Origin of the sequence: Streptomyces sp. NPDC059247 (assembly GCF_042754005.1) — a bacterium.
Lineage (GTDB): Bacteria > Actinomycetota > Actinomycetes > Streptomycetales > Streptomycetaceae > Streptomyces.
On sequence record NZ_JBHYZW010000006.1, the window covers coordinates 122289 to 146884 of the forward strand.

Consider the following 24596-nt stretch of genomic DNA (forward strand, 5'->3'; position numbering starts at 1 on the left):
GCTCGTCCGCTGGCGTGTCCTTGTGTGACTCCGATCTTACCGACGAACACATTCCGCACCACTTCACAGCGTGAGCCGATCCGTTTTTCGTGAACCGTGTTGACTCGGTTCACAGGCTCTGCTGTGATTGACCCATCGCGCCAGACATCTTCTCCGTCCGGGAGGACACACTCATGTCGTACGACACTCAGGTCCCGCCCGCCGCACCGCACGCGGCGATGCGCAACGGGCTCGGCACCGCCGCGCTGATCCTCGGCATCATCGGCACGCTCGCCGGGCTGATCCCGCTGCTCTTCTGGCTCGCGGGCATCCTGGGCGTGATCGCCCTGATCCTGGGTCTGGTCGGCAAGGGCCGGGTGAAGCGGGGCGAGGCGAACAACAAGGGAGTGACGCTGACCGGCGCGGTCCTGGGCCTCGCGGCGCTGGTCCTCTCGGTCGTGGGCCTGGTCATCACGGTCACGGCCGTCAGCGACGCGGTCGACGAGATCGACAAGGCCGTCAAGGACGCGGCCCCGAAGGACCCGTCGGCCGAGGCGCCCGCGGGCAAGGGCGACTCCACGGCCAAGCCCGACAAGGGCAAGGCCCTCGCGGACGGTGACACCTCGGTCTACGACGACGACGTGAAGGTCACGGTCTCGGACCCGAAGGCGTACGCGCCCGGCGAGTTCGCGGTCGGCCACACCAAGGGCAACAAGGCCTTCCAGGTCACCGTCGTCATCGAGAACGCGGGCAAGGACAAGTTCGACACCGCTCTCGTCCAGGTCAGCGCGCGGGCCGGGAAGAACAGCGTGACGGCCGAGCAGATCTACGACGACAAGACCGGCACGGGCTTCGAGGGCACCGTCCTGCCCGGCAAGAAGGCCACGGTGACGTTCGCCTTCGACACCCCGAAGGACGCGAAGAACCTGACCGTCGAGGTCAACCCGGGCTGGGACTACAACGCCTCGCAGTGGGACCTGAAGCTCGGCTGACCGGCCCCCCGCACACCGGACGGCGACCCGGCGCCCCCGCACCCGGAGGGCGGGCCGACCCCCCGGCCCGCCGCCGCCCCGAGACCGCCCCACCCTGCACACCCGGCGCACCCGGCACACCGCCGCGCATCCCCCGCACCCCCCGCACCCCCTCGCTCCCCTCCCCCGCGCCTTCCCTCACGGAGACACCGGCACCATGCAGCCCCAGCCCCACGCCCGCACCCGCACCCGCACCCGCACCCGCACCCGTCATACGGCCGTCGTCGCGCTGCTGTGCGGTGCCCTCGCCCTCGGTTCGGCCGCCTGCGGCCCCTCCGGTGGCGACGCGAAGACGAAGGGCCCCTTCGGGGACCTGACCGGCTCGCAGATACTCGACAAGGCGATGGCCGCGACGAAGTCGGCGAAGTCCCTCACCGTCGCCGTGGACATCACGTCCGGGGGCGAGCCGCTGAAGGCCCGTCTCTCCCTCGACACCGCGAAGAAGTGCGTGGGGACGCTGAGCGTCGGCGTCGCGGGCACGGCCGAGATCGTGAAGGCCGACGACCGGGACGTGTACCTGCGTCTCGACGAGGCCATGCTGCGGGACGAGTTGAAGGACGAGAGCCCGGAGATGCGGGACGCGGCCCTGGAGCAGCTCAGGGGCCGCTGGACGAAGTCGCCGGTGAGCGACCCGGACACCCGGGACATGGTGGCGCTCTGCGACCTGAAGGCCCTGGTCTCGGACTTCGAGGAGGGCGCGGCCGGGACGGTGCGGGGCGAGGAGACCACCGTCGGCGGGCAGAGGGCCCTGAAGCTGACGGAGTCCGGGGGCGGCGAGACGAACACGGCGTACGTGGCCACGGAGGGGACGCCGTACCTCCTGAAGGTGGTCACGACGGGCGGCACCGAACCGGGGACGATCACCTTCTCCCGGTACGACGAACCGGTCGTCGCGAAGACGCCCGGGGCGAAGGACGTCGTCGACCTCGGCTGACCGCCCGGGACGGACACCCACACCGCCGGGACGGCCCCCGCCGGGGCCGGGCCGTACGAGCGCGGGACAGCGGGACAGCGGGACAGCGCGAACAAAAGAAAAAGGGAGAGCCGGGGCCACCACAGGGGAGTGGCCCCGGCTCTCCTTCCGGCTCTCCGGATACCGCCGTCAGGTCAGGTCGTGGCGGACCCATATGTTCGGTTCGACGTAGACGGCGTAGCCACGGGTGGCCTCGCAGTGGACGGGGACGAGGGCGCCCTCCACCTCGACCGGGCCGTCGGTGTCGAAGGGCAGGCCCGTCCAGGACCGCCACTGCTCCACGGAGCCCGCGACCGTCATGGACGCCGGGGCGACCGCCGCGATCGTCCCGCCCGCGCGGACGTGGACGCGGAGCCACGGGTCGTGCGGCAGGCCGTCGCCCTCACGGGTGCGGAAGGCGTACTCGTGGATCGGGGAACCGGCTTCCAGGTGCTTGCCGTTGGGGCGGACGGGCGCGACGAGTTCGGCGAAGCCGCGCCGGGCCGCGTTGGCCCGCATGGCCGCCAGCATCCGGTGCGAGAGTCCCTGGCCGAGGGAACCGGTGTCGACCGTGATCTCGATGGCGCTGACCGTGTCGGCCTCCCGGCCGTGCTTCAGGTCGGAGAACGCCCAGAGCAGGATCTCGTCCCAGCCCCGGGAGGGCAGTTCGCGGCGGCCGTCCGCGTCCAGCCGGAAGGGGACGCTGAAGCCGCGTGCGACGACCTTGCCCCCGGCGTCGGTGGCGACGAGGACGTACTCCGGGAGTTCGCGCACGATCCGGCCGATGTTCGCCCAGCCCACCGGGTCGTACATCATGAACTCGGGCCAGAGGTCGAGCATGTCCCACATCGGCCCCTCCAGTTCGGGGCGTTCCGCGAGGGTCGAGATCTTCAGTTCCATGAGGGCAGGCTAGGAAACGTCTTCCACCTGCACAAACGTTTTTTCGGCGCCCTCGTGGCCGCTCGCCCGATCCCGACCTGACCCCGACCCTGATCCTGATCCCGAGGGACCGATGCCGAGGGGCCGATGCCCCGGTCCTCCCGCGCAAACGTTTCTCCCGAAGTCGTCGGGGGCTACGGGAGCCGCTGCTGCGGGCAGGTGCCGAGGACCCGCTTCATCGCGTCCCGCTCCCCCGCCGTCACCCACACCCCGTACTTCTTCTTCACCGCGACCTGCCGGGCCACATAGGTGCAGCGGTAGGCGGTGTTCGGCGGCAGCCAGGTCGCCGCGTCCCCGTCGGACTTGCGGCGGTTGGTGACCGAGTCGACGGCGAGCAGGTTGAGCGGGTCGTTGGCGAAGCGGCGCCGGGTGTCGGCGTCCCACTTCCGCGCGCCCTTCTGCCAGGCGTCGGAGAGCGCCACGACATGATCGATGTCGACCTTGCTGCGGCCCCTGACGTAGGGGACGGTGGTGCCGGTGTACGGGTCGTCCGTGAGGGTGCCGGAGGCGACCTTGCAGCGGCCGTCGGTGAACCGGACGCCGGTCAGGTCCCGTTTGAGGATGTCGTCCCGGGTCCCGCAGCCGTTGCCGTCCACGTCGGCCCAGGCGCGGCCGAACTCCTCCCGCGCGTAACCCGTCTTCGGGGCGCGGCCCTTGACGGTGAGCGCGTCCACGGCGGCGAGGGCGGTGCCGCGCGCGGCGGGCTTCCCGCCCGGATCCCCGCCGGACCCCGGGGAGCCGGTCCCGGGCGAACAGGCGGTCAGGACGAGCGCGGCGGCGGCGAGCACCGAGGCGGTGAAGGTCTGTCGATACGTCAGCACCCCGGAATACTAGGGCGGTCGGCGGCGGGAGCTTCGTACCGTTGGTCCCGAATCGGACGGGCCCAAGGCCCCGGACCCGGCGGCGCGGCGGACCCGTGGCGCGGTGACTCGACGACTCGACGACTCCGGTGCTCGGCGGAACCGGGGCCTGAGGGAACCGGGTCCCAGCGGACCCGTCGCCCGGCGGCTCCGGCACTCCGCGACTCGGCGACTCCGCACCCCGTGACCCCATGACTCGGTGACTCCGTGACTCCGTGACTCCGCCGGGGGTCAGACCTTGCCGATGCCCAGGGTGTTCTCAGCGGGCAGCAGTCCGGAGCCGATCGCGGCGAGCCAGGGGCCGCCGAGGAGTTCGGCGAGCCGGGCGGTGGCCTCGGGGCCGAGGGCGTCCCAGGGGGTGGCCGCCAGTTCGTCCGTACGGCGCTCGATCCCGGCGCGCAGGGCGCGGCCCTCCTCCGTGGCGGCTCCGTCGGGGGCCAGGAGCCCACGGTCCGTCAGACGGGCGCGGGCGGAGGCCCATGCGGCGCCGGTCCAGCCCCGGCTCGCGAACACGGGCGCGGGGGCGGCGCCGACGGCCGCGAACGAGACGAGCGACTCGACCGGGTCGAGTCCGGCGGCGAGCAGCGCGGCGACGTGCCCGTCCCCCCGGTGCTCGCGGAGCACGGTCGCCGCCTGCCAGAGATCGAGGTGCGGGACGCCGGTCCAGGGCAGCTCGGCGTTGGCGGCGGCGAGCGGGCGCCCGGCGACCCCGGCGACCGCGCTGATCCCGCCGGTCCCGCTGAGCGCACTGTCCCCACTGCCCCCACCGACCCCGCTGTCCTCACCAGCCCCACTGGTCGCGCCGACCCCGGCATCAACACCGCCATCGGCGGACCAGGTGGCCCCGCCCCCTCCCCCGATCGCCTCCGCCGCGCGGCGGGCCAAGGACGCCGCCTCGGTGAGGTCCGGGCCGGTCAGGGCGTCCGCCCCGAGGACGGAGCGGTAGGTGCGGTCCACCGCGCGGAGCCGGGCGGCGAGGACCTCCACGGGGGACGCGGTCTCCCAGACGGCGGGGACGTACCGGGCGACCGTCCCGGGGCTGAAGCTGTGGAAGGCGGAGGCGACCCGGACCGGGCCCGCGGGGCCCAGGGGCGCGGCCCGCCAGGCGAAGTAGGAGGGCCAGCGCTCGGTGGTGTCGTAGCCGAGCGCGGCGGCTTCCCCGAAGGCCTCGGGGGCGTAGTACAGCAGCGCGTGCAGGGGTTCGAGCAGGTGCCACATCTGACGTACACGTCCGGTGTCCACGACGTCTCCCTCATCTCGGGCCCGAGGTCTCGGGCCCGAAGCCTCTCGGCTCCGGCCTCTCCGACCCACATCTTGACACTGACTAGATTGCGCCGGGTCCGGTAACTTGTCAATGACTAGATCAGGGCTAGGCTGCTGCCATGACGAGACGGAACACCTACCACCACGGCGATCTGCGACAGGCGGTCCTCGCCGCCGCCCTCGGCGTCATCGCCGCCGAGGGCCCCGGGGCGCTGAGCCTCCGGGACCTCGCCCGGCGCGCGGGCGTCTCGCACGCCGCGCCCGCGCACCACTTCGGAGACCGCACCGGACTGCTCACGGCCGTCGCCGCGCAGGGGTACGGGCTCCTCGCCGACGCCCTCGCCGGTGTCGGCGGGCTGCGCGAACGCGGTGTGCGGTACGTGCGCTTCGCGACGGAGCACCCGGCGCACTTCCAGGTCATGTTCCAGCCGGAACTGCTGCGCGCGGACGACCCTGACCTCGTCGCCGCGAAGGACCGCGCCTCCGCCGAACTCCGTACCGGCGTCACCGGTCTGCCGGACGTCCCCGACCCCCGTACCGCCGGGATCGCCGCCTGGTCCCTCGCGCACGGCTTCGCGACCCTGCTCCTCAGCCGCAACCTGGACGGCCCGCTGACGGACCGGGACCCGGAGGAACTGTTCCGGGCGCTGACGGCCCTGACGTTCGGAACCGGGGCGCCGGGGGGCACGGGAACGCCGGAGGCGGACGACGGACCGGACGACTCCCCGACCCGCTGACCACACTCACCCCGCGATACCCCACGACACCCCCGGCCGTCCGAGCCACCCCCCGGCCGAAAAGATCCCACCCGGCTGAAAAAGATACTTCGGCACTCGATATATGCTCGCCGTATGACACGACAGAGCCCGTCCCTGACGGAAGCGCAGTACTTCATCCTCGCGGCGCTCCTGGACGGGCCGCTGCACGGCTACGGGATCGTCAAGGCCGCCGAGCGGGCCACCGACGGGCGGCTGAGGATCGCCGTCGGCACCCTCTACGGCGCGCTGGAACGGCTGGAGAGGGCCGGTTACGTGACCCCCGGCGACGAGGAGATCGTCGACGGCCGGGCCCGGCGCTACTACCGGCTCACCGAGGACGGCGGCGGGGCGCTCGACCGGGAGGCGCTGCGGATGCGGCAGGCGGCGGCCCTCGTCCTCGGCCGCGCGCGGGAGGCCGGGGCGGCCCCCGCGTGAACCGCCTGCTGCTCATGGCCTACCCCGAGCCCTACCGCTCCCGGCAGGGAAGGGAGCTGCTGGACTGCCTCGCCGAGGCGTATCCCGGCCGCTCCTGGCCCCCGCCCCGGGAGCTCGCCGCCGTCGCCCGCGCCGGGGCGCGGGCCCGCGCCCGCGCCGTCGTGGACGACCGGACCCGCCCGTGGTGGCTGGACGGCATCCAGCTGGCCGCCCTCGTCCTGGCCGCGCTCGCCCTCGTGCCGTACCTCCAGGACGTCTGGCACTGGGCGCTGCGGATCGATCCCGGGCAGCACGCCATCGCCTTCGACCACGCGGGCTGGTACCCGTGGGCGGAGGGCCCCGGCACCCGGACCCGGCTGCTGCCGTACGGGCTGCTCCCGCTGGTCTGCCTGGTCGCCCTGCTGCGCGGCCGGGCGTGGCTCGCGCTGCCCGCCGCCGCCACGATGGTCTACGCCGGGGCGGCCTTCCCCCACGGCACGCTCTTCGGCGACGAGGGCAAGAAGGGGCTCGGCTACTACGGCCTCGGCTCCCCCCTCACCGCCCAGGACCTGGTGCTCTCCGGGCTGCTGTGCGGAGCCTGCGCCGTCCTCGCGGTCCGCCGTCCCGGACGGCTGCGGCGCCACTCGTACGGCTGGCTGGTGCCCCTCGGGCTCGCCCTGTTCACCGCCGGGTCCCTGCACGTCACCGCGGTCAGCCCGTCGTTCCAGCGCGGTCTGTTCGTCCTGGAGATCGCCGGGCTCGTCGTCGCGTGGGTGGCGACGGCCGCGACCGGTGACCGCCGGTGGCTGATCCCGGTGGCGGCGTTCGCGTTCGTCCGTACGCAGGCGATCGTCCTCCAGCCCGACGGCTTCATGCGCTCGCTGCCGGACCTGGTCGTCCTCCTGCTGCTCGTCGCCCCGCTCCCGGCGCTCGCCGTCGCCGCCCGACACCGGCGGGACCGGGCGCTCCTCGACTAGGACCTGTCGCCGAACTCCCGCCCGCCCCACGACCGCCCGCCCCACGACCGCCCGCCCCACGACCGCCCGCCGCCAGAAGCAGGGCACCTCCAGGCCCGCGCCCGGCCGCCCGTACGCCCACGACCGACAGAGAAGGCCATGACCCAGCACATCTCCCCGCCTCCGACTCCGACTCCGTCCGCGTCCCCGTCCCCGTCCGCGCGTACGGACGCCGGGTACGGACCCGGGCCCGGTCCGGACCCGGCGGCCCGGTCCTGGCTGCCGCCCGCGCTCTGCCTCCTGGCCTTCGTGGCGCTCTATCTGGTCGCGGTCTGCACGCCCTTCGGGCAGCGGGCGGAGAACCACCTGTTCAGCGGGGAGCAGGGCGCCATCCCCGCGTGGGTCTACGGCGTGGCCGGGGGGGAGTACGGATCGTGGGCGCTGCCGCCCATGGAGCAGACCGCCCTGCCCACCCTGTTCGTGGGCACCGCGCTCATCGCGGCCGTCGCCGTGCTGCGAAGGCGCTGGTGGCAGGGGTTGGCGGCGGTCACGACCGTCGTGGTCACGATCGGGGCCAAGGAACTGGTCTCGATGTTCCTGCCCCGCCCCGATCTGGTGGGCGCGGAGGAATCGCTGATCGAGTCGAGCTTCCCCAGCGGGCACGCGGCCGTGCCCGTGGCGCTGGTCCTCGGCGCCCTCCTCGTCGTGCCGCCCCGGGTCCGCCCGTACCTCGCCACGGCCGGGATGCTGTGGTCGGTCTTCGCGGCCTCCGGTGTCCTGGCGACCTACCACCACCGGTCGAGCGACTCCCTGGGCTCCACGCTGCTCGCCTGCGCCTGCTACCTGGTCGCGGCCCGGCTGCTGCCGGAGCGGGACGCCCCGGCCTCCCCGTGGCGCCCCCGCGCCCTGGCCCCGGTCGCCCTGGCCGGGGCGGCGGCCGTCGCGCTCCTCTCCGGCGCCCGGGACGACTCGCTCCTGGAGTCGCTGGTGTTCGCGGCGGCGGGCTTCCTGTGCGCGGTCCTGTTCTGGCTGACCACGGCCCGGGGCACGGCGGCCGTCACCGGCGGCCCCTCGGCGGCCGTCACGGGCCGCACGGCACCCTGACACCCGTACACGAGGACCGGGCGCCCCGTACACGAAGGCCGGGTCCGGCCCCCGTACGACGAAGGCCGGACCCAGTCCCCGTACGACGAAGGCCGGACCCAGTCCCCGTACGGGAAGGCCGGGTGACCCCCGTACGGGAGGACGGGCGGCACCCCGGGCCGGGCGCCGCCCATCATCGCGCCGGGCCGGGCCGGTCGCGCCGGGGCGTCAGCCGCCGAGGATCGTGGTGAGGAACTCCCCGGTCCAGGCGAGCAGTTCGCGGCCCACCACCGGCTTCCCGCCGATCTTCCCGCCGGTCGGGCGCGGCACCAGGATCTGGTGGACGGCAGGCTTGATGACCACGCGCGGGTGGAGCCGCTTCAGGCGCAGTTCCTGCGACTCGCGCAGCTCCACCGGGGCGAACCGGATGTTGGAACCCTGGAGGACGATCTCGCCGACGCCGCAGGCACGGGCCAGCATCCGCAGGCCCGCGACCAGGAGGAGGTTCTCGACCGGCTCGGGCAGCTTGCCGTAGCGGTCGGTCAGCTCCTCCCGTACGGCCCTGATGTCCTCCTCCGAGTTGGCGGCGGCGATCGACCGGTAGGCCTGGAGGCGCAGCCGCTCCCCCGGCGCGTAGTCGTGCGGCACATGGGCGTCGACCGGAAGTTCGATCTTCACTTCCAGGGGTGCCTCCTCCTCGGTGACGCCCTCCATCTGCGCCCGGTAGTCCGCGACCGCCTCGCCGACCATCCGCACGTACAGGTCGAAGCCGACGCCCGCGATGTGGCCGGACTGCTCGCCGCCGAGCAGATTGCCCGCGCCCCGGATCTCCAGGTCCTTCATGGCCACGTACATGCCCGCGCCCATCTCGGTGTGCTGGGCGATCGTCGCCAGCCGCTCGTGCGCGGTCTCCGTGAGGGGCTTCTCCGGCGGGTAGAGGAAGTACGCGTAGCCCCGCTCGCGGCCACGGCCGACGCGCCCCCGCAGCTGGTGCAGCTGCGACAACCCGAAGTTGTCGCCGCGCTCGACGATCAGGGTGTTGGCGTTGGAGATGTCGATGCCGGACTCGACGATCGTGGTGGACACGAGGACGTCGAACTTGTTCTCCCAGAAGTCGACGACGACCTGTTCGAGGGCCTGCTCCGACATCTGGCCGTGGGCCGTGGCGATCCGCGCCTCGGGCACGATCTCCCGCAGCCGGGCCGCCGCCCGGTCGATGGAGTCGACCCGGTTGTGGATGTAGAAGACCTGGCCCTCGCGGAGCAGTTCGCGGCGGATGGCGGCGCCGATCTGCTTCTCCTCGTACGGTCCGACGAAGGTGAGGACGGGGTGCCGCTCCTCCGGCGGGGTGGTGATCGTGGACATCTCGCGGATGCCGGTGACGGCCATTTCGAGCGTACGGGGGATGGGGGTGGCCGACATGGTGAGGACGTCGACGTTGGCGCGGAGCTTCTTCAGCTGCTCCTTGTGCTCGACGCCGAAGCGCTGCTCCTCGTCGACGACGACCAGGCCCAGGTCCTTGAACTTCGTCTCGGACGAGAACAGCCGGTGGGTGCCGATGACGATGTCGACGGAGCCCTCCCGCAGCCCCTCCAGGGTCGCCTTCGACTCGGTGTCCGTCTGGAACCGGGACAGCGCCCGCACCTTCACCGGGAACTGGGAGTACCGCTCGCTGAACGTGCCGAAGTGCTGCTGCACGAGCAGGGTGGTGGGGACGAGGACGGCGACCTGCTTGCCGTCCTGCACCGCCTTGAACGCGGCCCGCACCGCGATCTCCGTCTTGCCGTAGCCGACGTCGCCGCAGATCAGCCGGTCCATGGGGACCGTCTTCTCCATGTCCTCCTTCACCTCGGCGATGGTGGACAGCTGGTCGGGGGTCTCGGCGTACGGGAAGGCGTCCTCCAGCTCCCGCTGCCAGGGGGTGTCGGGGCCGAAGGCGTGGCCGGGGGCCGCCATCCGCGCCGAGTACAGCTTGATCAGGTCGGCCGCGATCTCCTTGACGGCCTTCTTCGCGCGCTGCTTGGTCTTCGTCCAGTCGGCGCCGCCGAGCCGGTGCAGCGTCGGCGCCTCGCCGCCGACGTACTTGGTGACCTGCTCCAGCTGGTCGGTGGGGATGTACAGCCGGTCGCCGGGCTGCCCGCGCTTGGCGGGGGCGTACTCGACGAGGAGGTACTCGCGGGTGGCGTCCTGCACGGTCCGCTGGACCATCTCCACGTACCGGCCGACACCGTGCTGCTCGTGCACGATGTAGTCGCCGGGCTCCAGGGTCAGCGGGTCGATGGTCTTGCGGCGCTTGGCGGGCATCCGCTGCCCGTCCTTGCCCGCCGCCTTCTGGCCGGACAGGTCGGTCTCGGTGAGGACCGCGAGGCGCAGCGCCGGGTCCACGAAGCCGTGGTCGATGGAGCCCCGGACGACGTGGACGACGGCCGGGGAGATCTCCGCCAGGTCGGTGTCGAGCCGGGCGGCGATGCCCTCGCCGCCGAGGACCTCGACCGTACGGGTGGCGGGGCCGTGGGCCTCGGTGACGTAGACCGTGCGCCAGCCGTCGGACAGCCAGCCCTTGGTGTCGGCGAGCGCGCGGGCGGTGTCGCCCCGGTAGGACTCGGGGGCCCGCATCCCGAGGGTGAGGGTGTCGCCGGTGGCGGTCTCGTCCGCCGCGAACGGCGACACCGACCACCAGGCGATGCCCAGCTCGCGGGCCCGGTCGCGGACGTCCGCGATCCCCCACAGGGAGGCCGCGTCGACGTCGATCGGGGCCTCGCCGCCGCCCGCCGTCGCCGCCCAGGACGCCTGGAGGAACTCCTGGCTGGTGGCGACCAGGTCGGCGGCCCGGGTCCTGACCCGCTCGGGGTCGCAGACCACCGCCATGGAGCCCTGCGGCAGCACGTCGAGGAGGAGTTCCATGTCGTCGACGAGGACCGGCGCCAGGGACTCCATGCCCTCGACGGCGATGCCCTCCGCGATCTTCCCGAGGAGTTCGCCCAGCTCGGGGTGGTCCTCGGCGAGGGCCGCCGCCCGCTCCCGTACGGAGTCGGTGAGGAGCAGCTCCCGGCAGGGCGGCGCCCACAGGCCGTGCTCGGCGACCTCCAGGGACCGCTGGTCGGCCACCTTGAAGTAGCGGATCTCCTCGACGTCGTCGCCCCAGAACTCGACCCGGAGCGGATGCTCCTCGGTGGGCGGGAAGACGTCCAGGATGCCGCCGCGCACGGCGAACTCGCCGCGCTTCTCGACCAGCTCCACGCGCGCGTACGCGGCGGCGGCGAGGCCCTCGACGATCTCGTTCAGATCGGCCGTCCCGCCGGACCTGAGCGCGACGGGCTCCAGGTCGCCGAGGCCCTTGACCTGCGGCTGGAGCACGGACCTGATCGGTGCGACGACCACGCTGACCGGTCCGGCCGCCGGGTCGTCGGAGCGCGGGTGGGCGAGGCGGCGCAGCACCGCGAGGCGACGGCCGACGGTGTCGGAGCGGGGCGAGAGCCGCTCGTGCGGCAGGGTCTCCCAGGAGGGGAACTCGGCGACGGTGTCGGGGTCGAGGAGCGAGCGCAGGGCGGCGGCGAGGTCCTCGGCCTCCCGGCCGGTCGCGGTCACCGCGAGCACCGGGCGCCCCGAGTCCCGGGCGAGCGCGGCGACGGCGAAGGGCCGGGCGGCGGCCGGTCCGACCAGGTCCACGTGCGGGCGGTTGCCGTCGGCTGCGGCCTTCACCGCCTCCGCGAGGGCCGGGTCCTTGACGACTACGTCGAGCAGGCCGTGCAGGCTCATGAAGCTTTCCATCCCGGAGGGTGACGGGGGCGGGCAACGCGAACAGCCCGACACGTGGTCACGGGCCGGGGTGCTCCCGGGCGCGTACGGCCCGGTGCGCCCAGCCTACGACGTGGCACGGACAGCCGCCGGGGTGAACCGGGGTCCGGGGCCTCCGGCCGGGTGACGGAAGGGGCCCGGGGGCCCGGCTCCGGTCCGGTCAGGGCCCCCGCCACTGCTCCGGTCCGGTCAGGGCCCCCGCCCCCACGGCGAAGCCCGTACGGGGACACCCGTACGGGAACGGCGGGACAGGAACGGTGGGACGGGAACGGTGGGCCGGGGGCACCCGTACGGGAACGCCCTGACGCGGACGCCGCGGTGCCGCGCGGCCGTACGGCCCCGGGCGGACCTGGCAGGGTCCTTCCCGGGGCCGTACGGGGTCCTGGGGCGCGGCGGGGCGGTCGGCGCCCGTCGCTTCCGCCCACCGCCGCGGCGCGCGGCGAGCCCCCCGTGACCCGCCGCGCGCCGTGCGCTACTCGCTGGCGATGGCGTTCAGGACGTTCATCCGGCCCGCCCGGAAGGCGGGGACGAGGGCCGCGAAGAGGCCGACGAAGGCCGAGCCGACGAAGACGGTGAGGATCGTCGCCCAGGGGATGTCGAGGACGCCGAGCCCGTCGAGGGCGAGGAGCTTCTGGGCGGAGGTGCCCCAGCCCATGCCCAGGCCGAGGCCGAGGAGCGCGCCGAAGAGGGCGATGACCACCGACTCCAGGCGGATCATGCGGCGGAGCTGGCGGCGGGAGAGGCCGATCGCCCGCATGAGGCCGATCTCGCGGGTCCGCTCGACGACCGAGAGGGCCAGGGTGTTCACGACCCCGAGGACGGCGACGACGATCGCGAGGGCGAGGAGCCCGTACACGATGTTGAGGAGCTGTCCGACCTGGTCCTGGAGGGCCTTCTTGTAGTCGGCCTGGTTGTTGACCTGGTACTGCGGGTAGGGCGCGAGGGCGTCCTTGAGCGCCTGGTACGCCTGGGTCTCCTGGCCGTCCTTCGCGCTGGCGAGGAGCAGCAGGCTCTGCGGCATCCGCTCGGCGGGCAGGTGCTCGGCGAGGGTGGTGACGCTGGTGTACATCGCCCCGTTGTCGACGTTGCCGATGTCGGCGGTGATCGCCGCGACCTTCAGCCGTGCCTTGTCGCCGCCCTTGAAGGCGACGGTCAGGACGTCGCCGACCTTGACGCCGTGCTCGGTGGCGTAGTCGCTGCCGACGGACATGGCGCCCTTGCCGTAGGCGTCGGCGAGCTTGCCGGCCGTGGTCTCGCGGCGCAGGTCGTCCATGTACGTGGGGTCGGTGGCGGCCAGGTCGGCGGTGGTGGTCCGGCCGCGCGGGTCGGTGACGGTGGCGTCCACCCACTTGTACGAGGTGAGGTGGTCGAGACCGGGGGTCTTCGCCAGGGCCGCCTGGGCCTGCGGCACGATCGGCTGTCCCGTACCGGACTGGACGATGAAGTCGGCGCCCACGGACCGGTCGAGTTCGTCGGTGGCCGAGGCGACCATCGAGGAGCCGACGACGGAGAGGCAGGCGACGAGCGCCAGGCCGATCATGAGGGCCGCGGCGGTGGCGCCGGTGCGGCGCGGGTTGCGGAGCGCGTTGCGTTCGGCGAGGCGGCCGACGGGGCCGAAGACCCGCAGGACGACGACGCCGAGGGCGCGGACGACGAAGCCCGCGAGGAGCGGTCCGATCACGACGAGGCCGAGCAGGGAGAGGACGACGCCGAGGGCGAGCCAGAGGGAGCCGGGCTTGGCCTCCTCGGCGCGGGCGGCGGCGACGAGTCCGGCGGCCCCGGCGGCGGTGAGGGCGAGGCCCACGGCGCCGCGGACCCGGCCCGCCCGGCCGTCGGCGGGGGTGCCCGCGTCCCGGAGGGCGGCCATCGGGGAGACCTTCCCGGCGCGGCGGGCCGGGACGTAGGCGGCGAGGACGGTGACGACGACACCGAGGACGAGGCCGATGGCGGGGGTCGTCCACTTCACGGTGAGGTCGCGGGTGGAGAGTTCCATGCCGATGGACGACATGACCTTCATCAGGCCGACGGCGAGGCCGACGCCCGCGACGGCTCCGGCGGCGGAGCCGAAGAGGCCGAGGAGCAGCGCCTCGACGAGGACGGACCGGTTGACCTGCTTGCGGCTGGAGCCGATGGCCCGCATGAGGCCGATCTCGCGGGTGCGCTGGGCGACCAGCATGGAGAAGGTGTTGACGATGAGGAAGATGCCGACGAGGAAGGCGATACCGGCGAAGCCGAGCATCGCGTACTTCATGACGTCGAGGAAGGAGCCGAGTTCCGTCCGGCCCTCGTCGGCGGTCTCGGCGGCGGTCTGGAGCTTGTAGGCGCCGCCGAGGGAGGCGGCGATGTCGCGCTTGAGGGTGTCGTCGCTGACGCCGGGCTTCGCGTCGGCGGTGATCTGGGTGAACAGGCCGGTCTTGCCGAGGAGTTCGCGCTGGGCGGTGGCGGTCTCGAAGTAGACGACGGTGGCGCCCGGGTTGGTGACCTTGAAGTCGACGAGGCCGGAGATCTTGGCGGTGAAGTCGCCGGTGACGGAGATCGTGCGCAGGGTGTCGCCGAGCTTCAGGCCGTTCTTCTCGGCGGTGGCGCCGTCCACGACGACGTCGGTGGGGCCGCGCGGTTCGTGGCCGGAGGCGAACTCCACCGAACGCAGTTCGCTGTCGCTCCAGTTGGCGGCGATGGTCGGGGCGCCGCTGGTGGGACCGATGTTCTTGTCGCGGGAGTCGACGACGGTGACGCCGGTGGAGACGACGGTGCCCCGGGCGTCCTGGACGCCCTCGGTCTTCCGGACCCGCTCGACGAGGGAGGCGGGGAGCGCCTCGGGCCGGCCGGTCTGCGGGGTGCCGCCCGCGTCGGAGCCCTTGGGGCCGATGGTGACGTCGGAGGCGGTGACCGCGAAGAGCTTGTCGAAGGTGGTGTTCATGGTGTCGGTGAACACGAGGGTGCCGCAGACGAAGGCGACGGAGAGCAGGACGGCGACGGCGGAGAGCGCCATGCGTCCCTTGTGCGCGAAGAAGTTGCGCAGGGAGGTCTTCAGGACGCTCATGAGGTCCGCCCGCGCGCGTCGAAGTCCTTCATCCGGTCGAGGACGGCTTCGGCGGTGGGGCGCTCCATCTCGTCGACTATCCGGCCGTCGGCGAGGTAGAGGACGCGGTCGGAGTAGGAGGCGGCGACCGGGTCGTGGGTGACCATGACGATCGTCTGGCCGAGTTCGTCGACGGAGGTGCGGAGGAAGCCGAGGACCTCGGCACCGGCGCGGGAGTCCAGGTTTCCGGTGGGCTCGTCGCCGAAGATGATCTCGGGCCGGGCGGCGAGCGCGCGGGCCACGGCCACGCGCTGCTGCTGGCCGCCGGACAGCTCGTTGGGGCGGTGCTTGAGGCGCTCCGACAGTCCGACGGTGTCGACGACCCGGCGGAGCCAGTCGGCGTCCGGCTTCCGTCCGGCGATGTCCATCGGCAGGGTGATGTTCTCGATGGCGCTGAGGGTCGGCAGCAGGTTGAACGCCTGGAAGATGAAGCCGATCCGGTCCCGGCGGAGCTGGGTGAGCTTCTTGTCCTTGAGCCGGGTGATCTCGGTGTCGGCGAGGTGGATCTCGCCGCTGGTGACGGTGTCGAGTCCGGCGAGGCAGTGCATCAGGGTCGACTTGCCGGAGCCCGACGGTCCCATGATGGCGGTGAACCGGCCACGGGCGATGTCGACGTCGACGTGGTCGAGCGCGAGGACCCGGGTCTCGCCCGAGCCGTACGCCTTGACGACCTGGCGTGCCCGTGCGGCAACGGCCGAACTCCGTCCGGTACCCCCGGACTTGGGGATGGTCACAGCCGTTGTCACGGTTCTCTCCTCGGAGCAGTGGGTGGTTGTAGGTCCAAGTTAAGGAGCCTGTAGGCGAGTTCTCCTCCTCCGCCGGTACGAACGACCCCTGGCCCGTATGGGGGAGAGGCCCCTAGGGGTTCCTCCACCCGTGGTCCGAGTGGGACCCTGGCCCCGCCCATTTAGATGTATGGGGAAAAGAGGGCGCGGTGGGGGAACCGTACGTACGGAAGGCCGTGGCGGCGGGCCCGGCGGCGCCACCGGCGCCCGGCCGTGGCCTGGTCCTCGCGCTGATGCTGGGCATGGGTCTGGCCGCCGTGGACGGCACGATCGTGGCCACCGCCGTGCCCCAGATCGTCGGCGACCTCGGCGGGCTCTCCGTCTTCTCCTGGCTGTTCTCCGGCTATCTGCTCGCCGTGACCGTCACCCTGCCGGTGTACGGCAAGCTCAGCGACACCTTCGGCCGCAAGCCGGTGCTGGTCGCCGGGGTCGTCCTCTTCCTCGTCGGCTCCCTGCTGTGCGCCGCCGCCTGGGACATGGCGTCCCTGATCGCCTTCCGGGTCGTCCAGGGGCTCGGCGGGGGAGCCCTCCAGGGCACGGTCCAGACGATCGCCGCCGATCTGTACCCGCTGAAGGAACGGCCCAGGATCCAGGCGAAGCTGTCGTCCGTGTGGGCCGCGTCCTCGGTCGCGGGCCCGGCGGTGGGCGGCCTCCTCGCGGGATACGCGGACTGGCGCTGGATCTTCCTCGTCAACCTGCCGATCGGCCTGCTGGCGCTGTGGCTGATCGTCCGCCATCTGGTGGAACCGGGTGACCCTCCGGCGAGGCGGGCCCGCGCACACGGCCGGGGGCGGGGCGGCCGGATGCGGGGGGCCGCGCCGGGCGCGCGTGTACGGGTGCCGGGCGCGCGCGTACGGATCGACTGGCCCGGTGCGCTCGGGATCTTCGCCACGGGGGCGCTGCTGCTGACGGCGCTGGTCCAGGGCGGTGTCGCCTGGCCGTGGCTGTCGGGGCCGTCCCTCGGGCTGTTCGCGGGGGCGGCGGTCCTCGCCGCCGTCACCGTCGTGATCGAGCGGCGCGCGGCCGAGCCGGTCATCCCGGGCTGGGTCTGGCGCCGCCGGACGATCGCCGCGGTGAACCTCGCGCTGGGCGCGCTGGGCCTGCTGATCGTCGCGCCGACGGTGTTCCTGCCGACGTACGCGCAGTCGGTGCTGGGCCTGGGGCCGATAGCGGCCGGGTTCGTGCTGTCGGTGATGACGGTGAGCTGGCCGATCAGCGCCGCGTTCGCCGACCGGGTGTACAACAGGATCGGTTTCCGGCTGACGGCGGTCGTCGGCATCTCCCTGGCGCTGCTCCTGCTGCTGGCGTTCCCGTTCCTGCCGTTCCCCGGGGAACCCTGGCAGCCCGCCCTGCTGATGCTGCTGCTGGGCGCGGCCATCGGCCTGTTCCAGCTGCCGCTGATCGTCGGGGTCCAGTCGACCGTCCCCTACGGGGAGCGGGGCACGACGACGGCGTCGGTGCTGTTCTGCCGCCAGGTCGGCCAGAGCGTGGGCGCGGCGCTGTTCGGGGCGCTGGCGAACGGCGTGCTCACCTCCCGCCTCGGGGCGGGCGGCGACCTGGACACCCTGGCCCGCGCGCTGGACGACCCGGAGTCGCTGCCCCCGGAGACGACGGAGAACCTGCGCCGAGCGGTGGACGCGGCGGTGGACCACGTCTACCTGGGCGCGGCCTGCGCGGCGGCCCTGGCCCTCCTGGTCCTCCTCACCCTGACCCCCCGCCGCTTCCCGGTACTGGGGGAGACGACGGGGGACGGGGGGTGACCCGATGCCGCTCATGCCTCACCGCCTTCGGCCGGAAGGCGGCCGGGCGTTGGTAGGTTCGGATTCATGACACTGCGTTCGGTGGATCTGCGCGATGAACTCGCGGAAGCGGTGCTGGAGCGTGTGGAGCGGTCACTGGGGGTGCGCCTGGACCGGGAGACGCTCGTGCGCAAGCGCCGTTCCCTGGGGGCCCGCACGGACCGCGACACATGGGTGCGCATCGAGCGGCGCGGGCTCGACAGGGTCGGGGTCCAAGGCGGGGACGGCATCGCGTCCGCGGAGGCCCTGCGCGGGATCGCGAAACCGGCGTGGTTCTCGGGCACCGCGTGGCGGGACGAGTCGGAGCCGGTGGTGTGGCGGGCGGATGAGACCGAGCTGCTGCCGGACGGTCCCGTGGGCAGCGCGGTGCTGAGGAAGGACCCGGGCCTTCCCCCGGAGTGGTGGGACGCGCTGAACGCCTCTCTGGACGCCCTCGCCACGCAGCGCACCAACCGGATCGCCACACCGGACACCGAGACCCTCACCCCGGAGCTCGTCACCGGCACGATCCACGGGGTCTTCCCCGGAGTCGACACGGCTGTCACCGAATGGCGCCCGGCCCATGCGGATCTCAACTGGGCGAACATGACGGCACCGGTGTTCCGCGTCTTCGACTGGGAGGACTGGGGCATGGCCCCGCGCGGTCTGGACGCGGCGCAGCTGTGGGGCGCTTCCCTCGGCGTCCCGGCGCTGGCCGATCGCGTCCGCAGAGAGCGGCGTGAGGACCTGGAGAGCCGGGAGGGCGGACTGATGACACTGTTCGTCGCCGCGAAGATCCTCAGCTCCGGCGCCGCACCTGGCGACCCCCGGACGGAGGCCGCCCGGGCGACGGCGGACCACGTGGTGAAGGACCTTCAGACGGGCTGACGCCTGGCCCTGAGAAGCCTTCGGTACTCCCGGATCACCTGGTCGTCGACGTCGTACGCCATGGCATCGATCAGTTCCCGGAGGTGGCCGACATCGTTGGTACCGACCGCCACCGCGTCGACCGCAGGCAGCCGGTAGGCGGAGCGGAACGCTGCCTGGACCTTCGTGGGCGACCGGGAGGGCTTCAGGAACAGTCTCGGATCGAACCTCCCCCACACGGACTCCGCGACACTTCCTCCGAAGGGACTCATCCCCCAGACCTGAGAAGGTCGCCAACTCTCCACCAGGACCTCGGTCGCCTCCAGCACATCGATGCTCACCAGCAGTCCTGACCGGATCATGAGGATGTCGGGACGGGGCACGCCGAGGCCCACGAGTGGGCGTGGATCCCAGCTCGACACACCCCATCCACCACACAGGCCCGCCCGCGCGGCTTCAGCCAGGACCGTGCAGGCCTGGGCCAGCGTCTCGGCGGCGGGGCACCCCTGCTCAGGATTGTGGAGGAGCACTGCGTCCGGCTCCCGCCCCAGGTCCTTCGCTACCCGCTCGGCTCCGGCGCGGAGCCTGTCGGAGTCGAGGGAGTGGCCCTCCGGGAAGTACCCGACCTTGGTGGAGACCGAGAACTTCGGCAGCAGATCGCCGGCGCCTCTCTTCAGTACCTCGTGTGAGCGATGGCTGAGGTAGTTCGAGGCGGTGTCGAGACGCGTTATGCCGAGGTCGAAGGCTGCTTCGAGTACGTCACGGGCGTGACCAGACCGGTATAACCCGAGGATGACATTTCTGTCAGTGGTTCGCACAGTCCCTCCCTGATGAGCAGGTCTGCCAGGGTGACGGTGTCCTCGTCAGCACCGGCGAGGTGCACCGGATGCCCCGACAGAAGTACGCGAAGGCCCGGTTCCGCCCGCCCCTGGAGGGTCAGCCTTCTGCCGCCCCCGCGGACGCGGACCGTGTCGCCACAGCGAACGACACAGGGGGCGAACTCGGTGACGGCCACGACCCCCTCCGGTCTGCCGAACGCGGCCACTTGGGGTAGATGGCGTGCGGGCGGAGTGCCGGACCGCAGTTCCTCCAGGTACCGATCGGGGCTGTAGGCGGCCGCCAATGCCCCGATTCTGTCGGCCAGCGCATCGTGTCCGGTTCGCTCGACGCCTTCCAGATCAAGGCGGAAGTCCTCATCCGCGCGGGAGACGTCGGACAGGAAGTTGACCCATGTCACTCCGGTCCGTCTGGTGAACCCGAACGTCACGTGGAGCGAGTGGCCGTCGTCACCGGAACCGAGACGGGTCGCAGTGTGCCAGAACCCGCGCGGGATGTGCATGACGTCTCCAGCCCGCATGGTGCCTTTCCACATCACCTCCTTCGAGGGGGCACGGTTGCGTTCCGCGTCGCGGTACATGGGCACCGGACGGGACGCGCCCCGCACCTCCCAGGATTTCTCGCCGGAGAGCTGTACGGCGATGACTTCGTGGTCGTCCCAGTGCAGGGGGAACCCATCGGTTTCCCCGACCGCAAGGTAGGCATTGGCGGAGGTGAGCTCACCGGACCACCAGCCCAAAGCCCGACAGGCGACTTCCAGTGTCGGGTCGAAGAAGTCCACGTGGTCCAGGACCACGGTGCCACCGTCGTTGAGGATCCGTCCGAGGGCTGCCATGTCGGCCTGGCTCACGGCTTGCCTGCGTCGGTTGACGTTGGTGGACAGGAACATGGACGGGTGGATCTCGTCACCCTTGGCGTAACAGCGCAACTGCGGATTGGCCAGGTGGCGCCGCTTGATCAGATCCAGGAGCCTCGCCGGGGTCAACAGGCGTACGGGCAGGTCCGGGTCCGCGAGACGGCCGTGAGCGAACGCGTGCCCTGCGGAACTCGGCCCCTCCCAGCCGAGGGCCCTCTCAATGTGTGTGACGAGCCGGTGCTCCATAACCCTTACGCCTTGGGGAGGTTCAGGTCGCGGTTGTCTCCGTCGTCGCCCGCGCTGTTCTGCGAACTGGTGATGTCGGACCGCTCGGACTCGCTTCGGTCATGCGCGGTTGCCAACTCTTCCACGGCGATCAGGAGCGCGGGGCTGGTCCCCGCCTGGGTGGCTTTCTGTTCTGTCATCTTGATGCCCTCCCTCTTCTGCTCCCCTGCCCGGGTCCGGGCATGAGGTCCGGGCGGTTCCGCCCTGCGGCACGGCAGCGGGACGGGGGCAGACGTGGCACAGCGAACGCTGTCATGCGTCGGTCCAGGTCCACTGCTCGGAGTCGCCGTTCCCCTCGGAGCCGTCAACACCCTAGGAAGAGGCCGGAGTCAGCCTCAACAGAATTGCGTTCTCTTGCACGGACTCACTTGAGAACGTCCATCGCCTCGATGATGCGGGCCTTGGCCGCGTCGCCGTAGACAGCCATCTTCGTCAGCTCGGCGAAAGCACGCGTGTAGTCGGCGATTTCGCGCGGCTGGGTCACATTGATCTCAGCAGTCAGGGTCTCCACCACGACGCGCCGGTCGTCGTAGAGGTAGAACGCCTCAGGGGGCCACAGGGTGCGTGAGGCCGTGGAAGGGATAATGCCGAGCGAAACCGAAGCGAGCGGCAGGACGGCGAGGAGGTGCCGGAGCTGGTCCACCATCGTCTCCGAGTCTCCGATGCGGGAACGCAGGACCCACTCCTCCATGACGACCGCGAAACGGTGACCGCCTTCGTGGAGAAGGCGCCCACGGGCGACACGGGAGGCAACGGCCTCGGCCACGTCATCAGGGGTGCCCAGGAACCGTGTGACGGCGTGGAACACCGCAGTGGCGTACGGGGCGGTCTGGAAGAAGCCGGGTACGACGTTCGAGACGTAGGCCCGACAGAGTGCCGACCGCTCGTGCAGCGTGTAGAAGTCCTCTTGCACCTTGCGGAGGCCGTTGCGCTGGAGTCTGCGCCACTCGATGTACATGGATTCGACCGCACGGGCGCTGGCGACGAGGTCAGCGGTCTGGTCCTCGGCCCCGCAGGCGACGCACCAGGCACGGATGTCAGCATCCGACGGCTGCGTCTTCGCATTGATGATGCGGGACGTCTTCGCGGCGTTCCATTCACACCGGGCAGCCAGCTCGTGCCCCTTGAGACCAGCGTCCAGCATCATCTCCCGCAAGCGGGTGGCCAGGGCCTCGCGCGCGGCCTGGGCACTGGAGGACGGCAAGGGAGGCACGAACCGAAGGCCCTTGCGTCTCAGACGGTGTACTGCTCGTGCGGAACGGCGCGCTCCCACACCGACTCGAACGCGGTCGCGCAGAGTCCCACGACAGCGGGGTCCTCGGTGAAGTCGGTGTGGGTCCACCGGCTGTCACCGCCGAAGACGTTGAACTGGACCAAGCGGTCGTCGAACAGCCAGAAGTCGTTTCCGGGCAGGGCGATGTCCGAGGCCCGGCGCCTCGGCAGCCAACGGACCAGTTCTCCCGCTCCCACCACCACTGCGGTACCGGCGTGCTCGAACCGGATGTAGTCGGTCACCGGCTCGGACACGATCCGTGCGCGACGCATGACGACACCGCGACTGACAGCCTCAGCCACGAGGTCGACCCAGAGCGACCAATAGGGGGAGCACGGGTCGGTGTTGGCGATGCCCGTTCGCCTCCACTCCTCGAAGTCGTCGGCCTCACCGGCGACGGCGTACGAGTCCCGCGTCTCAAGGTGCACAGCAGATCTCCGGGCCTGCTTCAGCAGCTCACCGAAACTCTCGACGCTCTGCGACATCGCACGCCTCCCTGATCGCCTTCACCATTCTGGCCGGAATCCGCACCACCGTCTCGTGGTCCGGGATCGGTCCGAACGCGAGGCAGTCCGCCTGCGTGTCGCTGTCGATCTTCCAGCCCTGGAGCACCAGATCCGAGGTCTCCTCGTCCACGAACACCGTCGGTGAGCCGTTCACGCCGGACTTCTCGTCCTTGGCGACAAACCGTAATGCCATGATCCACTCCTGTGTCGAATGGGTCGCGCTGTCTCGCTCGCACGACACGCTTCCGAACCCGCGCATGGCCGTCAAGACCGCCCGGCGTCTGTCACACCCGGGCACGCGTGGGCTCTGCCGGTCCAACACGGACAGACAGAGCCCTTGCGCGTACAGGACGCGGTTGTCCTACCGGGCCGTGGCGAGCCGGAGGAACCCGCCCCAGGCACCAGGGGACACGTGGAGCCCCGGCCGGGCGATGTCCTTGGAGTCCCGCACGTGCACGGCTCCGACGCCGGGGGCGATCTCGACGCACTGACCGCCGTCGCCACCGCTGTAGCTGCTCTTGAACCAGGCGAGCGATTCCGTGCCGTTCACAGCTCTCGCTCCCACCGTGGTCGCCCTACTTCCCGACGAGCCCGAGGAACCCGTCCCAGGCGACACGGGAGACCTGAAGACCCTGCCGGGTCACGTCCTTGGAGTCCCGCACGTGCACGGTTCCGAGGCTGGGGGCGATCTCGACGCAGTCGCCGCCGTCACCGCCGCTGTAGCTGCTCTTGAACCAGGCGAGAGGTTCCGTGGTGTTCATAGCTCTCCCAACAACTTCTCGATGAACTCCAGCGACTCTCGCGGAGGGAGAGCCTGTGACCGGATGATTCCATAGCGCGCAGCAGCGAGAACGGCCTGCTTGGGATCGGTCTCCAGAGCGCTGGTGCCCTGTGTCTCCACGTAGACAAACCTCTTGCCGTCCTCACGGGTCAGGACGGTGAACGGCCCTTCCAGACCAGCGTGGTCCCTGTTGGCAAGCGGCATGATTTGAATCTCGACGTTCCTCCGCTGGCCGATGAGGAGCAGTTGCTCCAGCTGTCCGCGCAGCACGTCCTTGCCACCGAACTCCCTTCGCAGCACTGACTCGCACATGACGAAGCTGAGCAGGGGCGTAGGGCGTCGGTCGAAGATCTCCTGCCGGGCCAGTCGTGCGCTCACTCGCTGCTCGATCGTCTCCGCATCGAGCGGCGGGCGTCGATTGCTGAGCACCGCTCGCATGTACTCCTCGGTCTGCAGCAGCCCCTTGACCACCAGGGTGTCGTACGCCAGCAGCTCGGCGGCCTTCTTCTCCAGCTCCGCCATCCCCTGGAAGAAGACCGGGTACTGCGCCTTGTCCAGCTGGTCCTTCCACACCTTGAGCAGCCCACCCGCGTCCAGTTCGTCGTCCGAGCGGTCGATCGCTCGCGGCGGTGGGATTCTGCGGCCCTGCTCGAAGGAGGCGATCGTGGAGGCCGAGTAGCCCAGGCGTCGGCCCAGTTCCTCCCGCTCCATGCCCGCCCGCGTGCGCAGGGTCTTGAGGCTCTGCCCGAAGGCCGCCACCACGCCCTGACCGGACTTGTCCGCCGACCGTCCGGCATCCACCGGGCCGGGTTCCGGTGCCGCGTCCGTCTGCTCTTCCGCCATCGCGCCCCGCCTCTCGTACCTGCACCGACACGTGCCGTACAAGGCCGTCACGTCGGTGCGTCACCACTGGTCACGCTACGCCACCAAGAGGAGCTTGGTAGGCATGACGGACAACCTCAACCGCCCCACCGAGACCACCCAACTCGGCCACCCCACCGATCGCTTGGACGCGCACGACTTCTCTCTTCGCTTCACCTCCACGCCCCGGGGCGCCCGGCTCGCGCGGCGGCTGGCGGGGGTGCGGCTGGACGGGTGGGGGGTGCCGTACGGGAGCGAGCCGCACGAGGCCGCCGTCCTGGTGGTCGCCGAGCTGGCGGCGAACGCGGTGCGGCACGGGCACGTACCGGGCCGGGACTTCCATCTGCTGCTGCGCGTCACGGCGGGTCCCCGCCCGGTCGTACGGATCGAGGTGAGCGACACCCGGGCGGAACGGATCCCGCCCCGCCCGGAGACTCCTCCGGCCCCCGCTCCCGGCCTGGCGGAGGGAGGCCGGGGACTGCTCCTGGTCGACGCCCTGGCCGACCGGTGGGGCTGGTACCCGAGGGGCCGGGCCCCGGGCAAGACGGTGTGGGCGGAGTGCGCCCTCGCTCCGGGGGACGGGGAACCGACTCCCGCCATGGGCACGACGAACGCCGTGCCCATGGCACTTTCGGCATCGACAGGAAGCTGA

24 protein-coding genes are annotated in these 24596 nt (G+C 71.7%); 9 read left to right on the forward strand and 15 right to left on the reverse strand.

Translation table 11 applies throughout. The features are described 5' to 3' along the window. The first annotated feature begins 173 nt into the window (after positions 1-173). Positions 174-971 carry a DUF4190 domain-containing protein gene (locus ACFXGN_RS14105; protein WP_384857985.1) on the forward strand — a complete coding sequence of 266 codons (798 nt, stop codon included), beginning with the start codon at positions 174-176 and terminating at the stop codon, positions 969-971. A gap of 196 nt (positions 972-1167) precedes the next feature. Continuing rightward, the gene (locus ACFXGN_RS14110) at positions 1168-1944 is read left to right on the forward strand and encodes a hypothetical protein (RefSeq protein ID WP_384857987.1); all 777 of its coding nucleotides are present in this window, start codon (positions 1168-1170) and stop codon (positions 1942-1944) included. Between the two features lie 168 nt (positions 1945-2112). Here the strand turns inward: ACFXGN_RS14110 and ACFXGN_RS14115 are convergent, their stop codons facing one another. From ACFXGN_RS14115 to ACFXGN_RS14125, 3 genes are all read right to left on the reverse strand, one after another. Next, the gene (locus ACFXGN_RS14115; protein WP_384857989.1) at positions 2113-2862 is read right to left on the reverse strand and encodes an N-acetyltransferase; all 750 of its coding nucleotides are present in this window, start codon (positions 2860-2862) and stop codon (positions 2113-2115) included. A gap of 173 nt (positions 2863-3035) precedes the next feature. After that, entirely contained in the window at positions 3036-3722 is a 687-nt protein-coding gene (locus ACFXGN_RS14120) for an HNH endonuclease family protein (RefSeq protein ID WP_384857991.1), read from the reverse strand. 270 nt (positions 3723-3992) lie between these two features. Continuing rightward, positions 3993-4979: a hypothetical protein gene (locus ACFXGN_RS14125; RefSeq protein ID WP_384858539.1), complete on the reverse strand. Its 987-nt coding sequence runs from the start codon at positions 4977-4979 to the stop codon at positions 3993-3995. A 164-nt stretch (positions 4980-5143) separates the two neighbouring features. On the opposite strand from ACFXGN_RS14125, the gene ACFXGN_RS14130 reads away from it, so the two are divergent. From ACFXGN_RS14130 to ACFXGN_RS14145, 4 genes are all read left to right on the forward strand, one after another. Next, positions 5144-5761 (forward strand): TetR/AcrR family transcriptional regulator, encoded by a 618-nt coding sequence (locus ACFXGN_RS14130; RefSeq protein ID WP_384857994.1) that lies wholly within the window; start codon positions 5144-5146, stop codon positions 5759-5761. Between the two features lie 114 nt (positions 5762-5875). After that, positions 5876-6217, forward strand: a complete 342-nt coding sequence (locus ACFXGN_RS14135; protein WP_384857997.1) for a PadR family transcriptional regulator — start codon at positions 5876-5878, stop codon at positions 6215-6217. Next, complete coding sequence (locus ACFXGN_RS14140; RefSeq protein ID WP_384857999.1) at positions 6214-7173, forward strand: hypothetical protein; 960 nt, start codon at positions 6214-6216, stop codon at positions 7171-7173. The genes ACFXGN_RS14135 and ACFXGN_RS14140 overlap by 4 nt, the downstream gene beginning before the upstream one ends. A gap of 138 nt (positions 7174-7311) precedes the next feature. Further along, entirely contained in the window at positions 7312-8256 is a 945-nt protein-coding gene (locus tag ACFXGN_RS14145; protein ID WP_384858000.1) for a phosphatase PAP2 family protein, read from the forward strand. Between the two features lie 207 nt (positions 8257-8463). Here the strand turns inward: ACFXGN_RS14145 and mfd are convergent, their stop codons facing one another. From mfd to ACFXGN_RS14160, 3 genes are all read right to left on the reverse strand, one after another. Next, positions 8464-11994: a transcription-repair coupling factor gene (mfd, locus tag ACFXGN_RS14150; RefSeq protein WP_384858003.1), complete on the reverse strand. Its 3531-nt coding sequence runs from the start codon at positions 11992-11994 to the stop codon at positions 8464-8466. A 511-nt stretch (positions 11995-12505) separates the two neighbouring features. Continuing rightward, entirely contained in the window at positions 12506-15076 is a 2571-nt protein-coding gene (locus ACFXGN_RS14155; RefSeq protein ID WP_384858006.1) for an ABC transporter permease, read from the reverse strand. Further along, entirely contained in the window at positions 15073-15861 is a 789-nt protein-coding gene (locus ACFXGN_RS14160; protein WP_351786887.1) for an ABC transporter ATP-binding protein, read from the reverse strand. The genes ACFXGN_RS14155 and ACFXGN_RS14160 overlap by 4 nt, the downstream gene beginning before the upstream one ends. Before the next feature lie 272 nt (positions 15862-16133). Here ACFXGN_RS14160 and ACFXGN_RS14165 point away from each other — a divergent pair, with 272 nt between their 5' ends. Both ACFXGN_RS14165 and ACFXGN_RS14170 read left to right on the forward strand, forming a co-directional pair. Further along, on the forward strand, positions 16134-17660 hold the full coding sequence (locus ACFXGN_RS14165; RefSeq protein ID WP_384858542.1) for an MFS transporter: 1527 nt from the start codon (positions 16134-16136) through the stop codon (positions 17658-17660). Positions 17661-17726: 66 nt separating this feature from the next. Then, positions 17727-18566, forward strand: coding sequence for a hypothetical protein (locus ACFXGN_RS14170; protein WP_384858008.1), 840 nt, complete (start codon positions 17727-17729; stop codon positions 18564-18566). On the opposite strand, the gene ACFXGN_RS14175 is transcribed toward ACFXGN_RS14170, so the two are convergent. The 9 genes from ACFXGN_RS14175 to ACFXGN_RS14215 all read right to left on the reverse strand — a co-directional run bounded on the left by ACFXGN_RS14175 (position 18554) and on the right by ACFXGN_RS14215 (position 23926). Beyond that, positions 18554-19363 (reverse strand): aldo/keto reductase, encoded by an 810-nt coding sequence (locus tag ACFXGN_RS14175; RefSeq protein WP_384858011.1) that lies wholly within the window; start codon positions 19361-19363, stop codon positions 18554-18556. The two genes, ACFXGN_RS14170 and ACFXGN_RS14175, sit on opposite strands and share 13 nt — an antisense overlap. Further along, positions 19273-20484, reverse strand: a complete 1212-nt coding sequence (locus tag ACFXGN_RS14180; RefSeq protein WP_384858014.1) for a JmjC domain-containing protein — start codon at positions 20482-20484, stop codon at positions 19273-19275. The genes ACFXGN_RS14175 and ACFXGN_RS14180 overlap by 91 nt, the downstream gene beginning before the upstream one ends. 5 nt (positions 20485-20489) lie before the next feature. Then, positions 20490-20663, reverse strand: a complete 174-nt coding sequence (locus tag ACFXGN_RS14185; protein WP_384858017.1) for a hypothetical protein — start codon at positions 20661-20663, stop codon at positions 20490-20492. Positions 20664-20887: 224 nt separating this feature from the next. After that, positions 20888-21736: a helix-turn-helix domain-containing protein gene (locus ACFXGN_RS14190; RefSeq protein WP_384858019.1), complete on the reverse strand. Its 849-nt coding sequence runs from the start codon at positions 21734-21736 to the stop codon at positions 20888-20890. Between the two features lie 20 nt (positions 21737-21756). Further along, positions 21757-22281, reverse strand: a complete 525-nt coding sequence (locus tag ACFXGN_RS14195) for a DUF6879 family protein (RefSeq protein ID WP_384858022.1) — start codon at positions 22279-22281, stop codon at positions 21757-21759. Further along, a complete protein-coding gene (locus tag ACFXGN_RS14200; protein WP_384858025.1) occupies positions 22253-22495 on the reverse strand; it encodes a hypothetical protein in 243 nt (80 codons plus the stop codon). Before ACFXGN_RS14200 ends, ACFXGN_RS14195 begins: the two co-directional genes overlap by 29 nt. 168 nt (positions 22496-22663) lie before the next feature. Next, a complete protein-coding gene (locus ACFXGN_RS14205; protein WP_384858028.1) occupies positions 22664-22852 on the reverse strand; it encodes a DUF397 domain-containing protein in 189 nt (62 codons plus the stop codon). A 25-nt stretch (positions 22853-22877) separates the two neighbouring features. Beyond that, entirely contained in the window at positions 22878-23063 is a 186-nt protein-coding gene (locus tag ACFXGN_RS14210; protein ID WP_384858031.1) for a DUF397 domain-containing protein, read from the reverse strand. Then, the gene (locus ACFXGN_RS14215; RefSeq protein WP_384858034.1) at positions 23060-23926 is read right to left on the reverse strand and encodes a helix-turn-helix domain-containing protein; all 867 of its coding nucleotides are present in this window, start codon (positions 23924-23926) and stop codon (positions 23060-23062) included. The genes ACFXGN_RS14210 and ACFXGN_RS14215 overlap by 4 nt, the downstream gene beginning before the upstream one ends. Positions 23927-24029: 103 nt before the next feature. Between ACFXGN_RS14215 and ACFXGN_RS14220 the strand changes: the two genes are divergently transcribed. Further along, positions 24030-24596 (forward strand): ATP-binding protein, encoded by a 567-nt coding sequence (locus tag ACFXGN_RS14220; RefSeq protein WP_384858037.1) that lies wholly within the window; start codon positions 24030-24032, stop codon positions 24594-24596.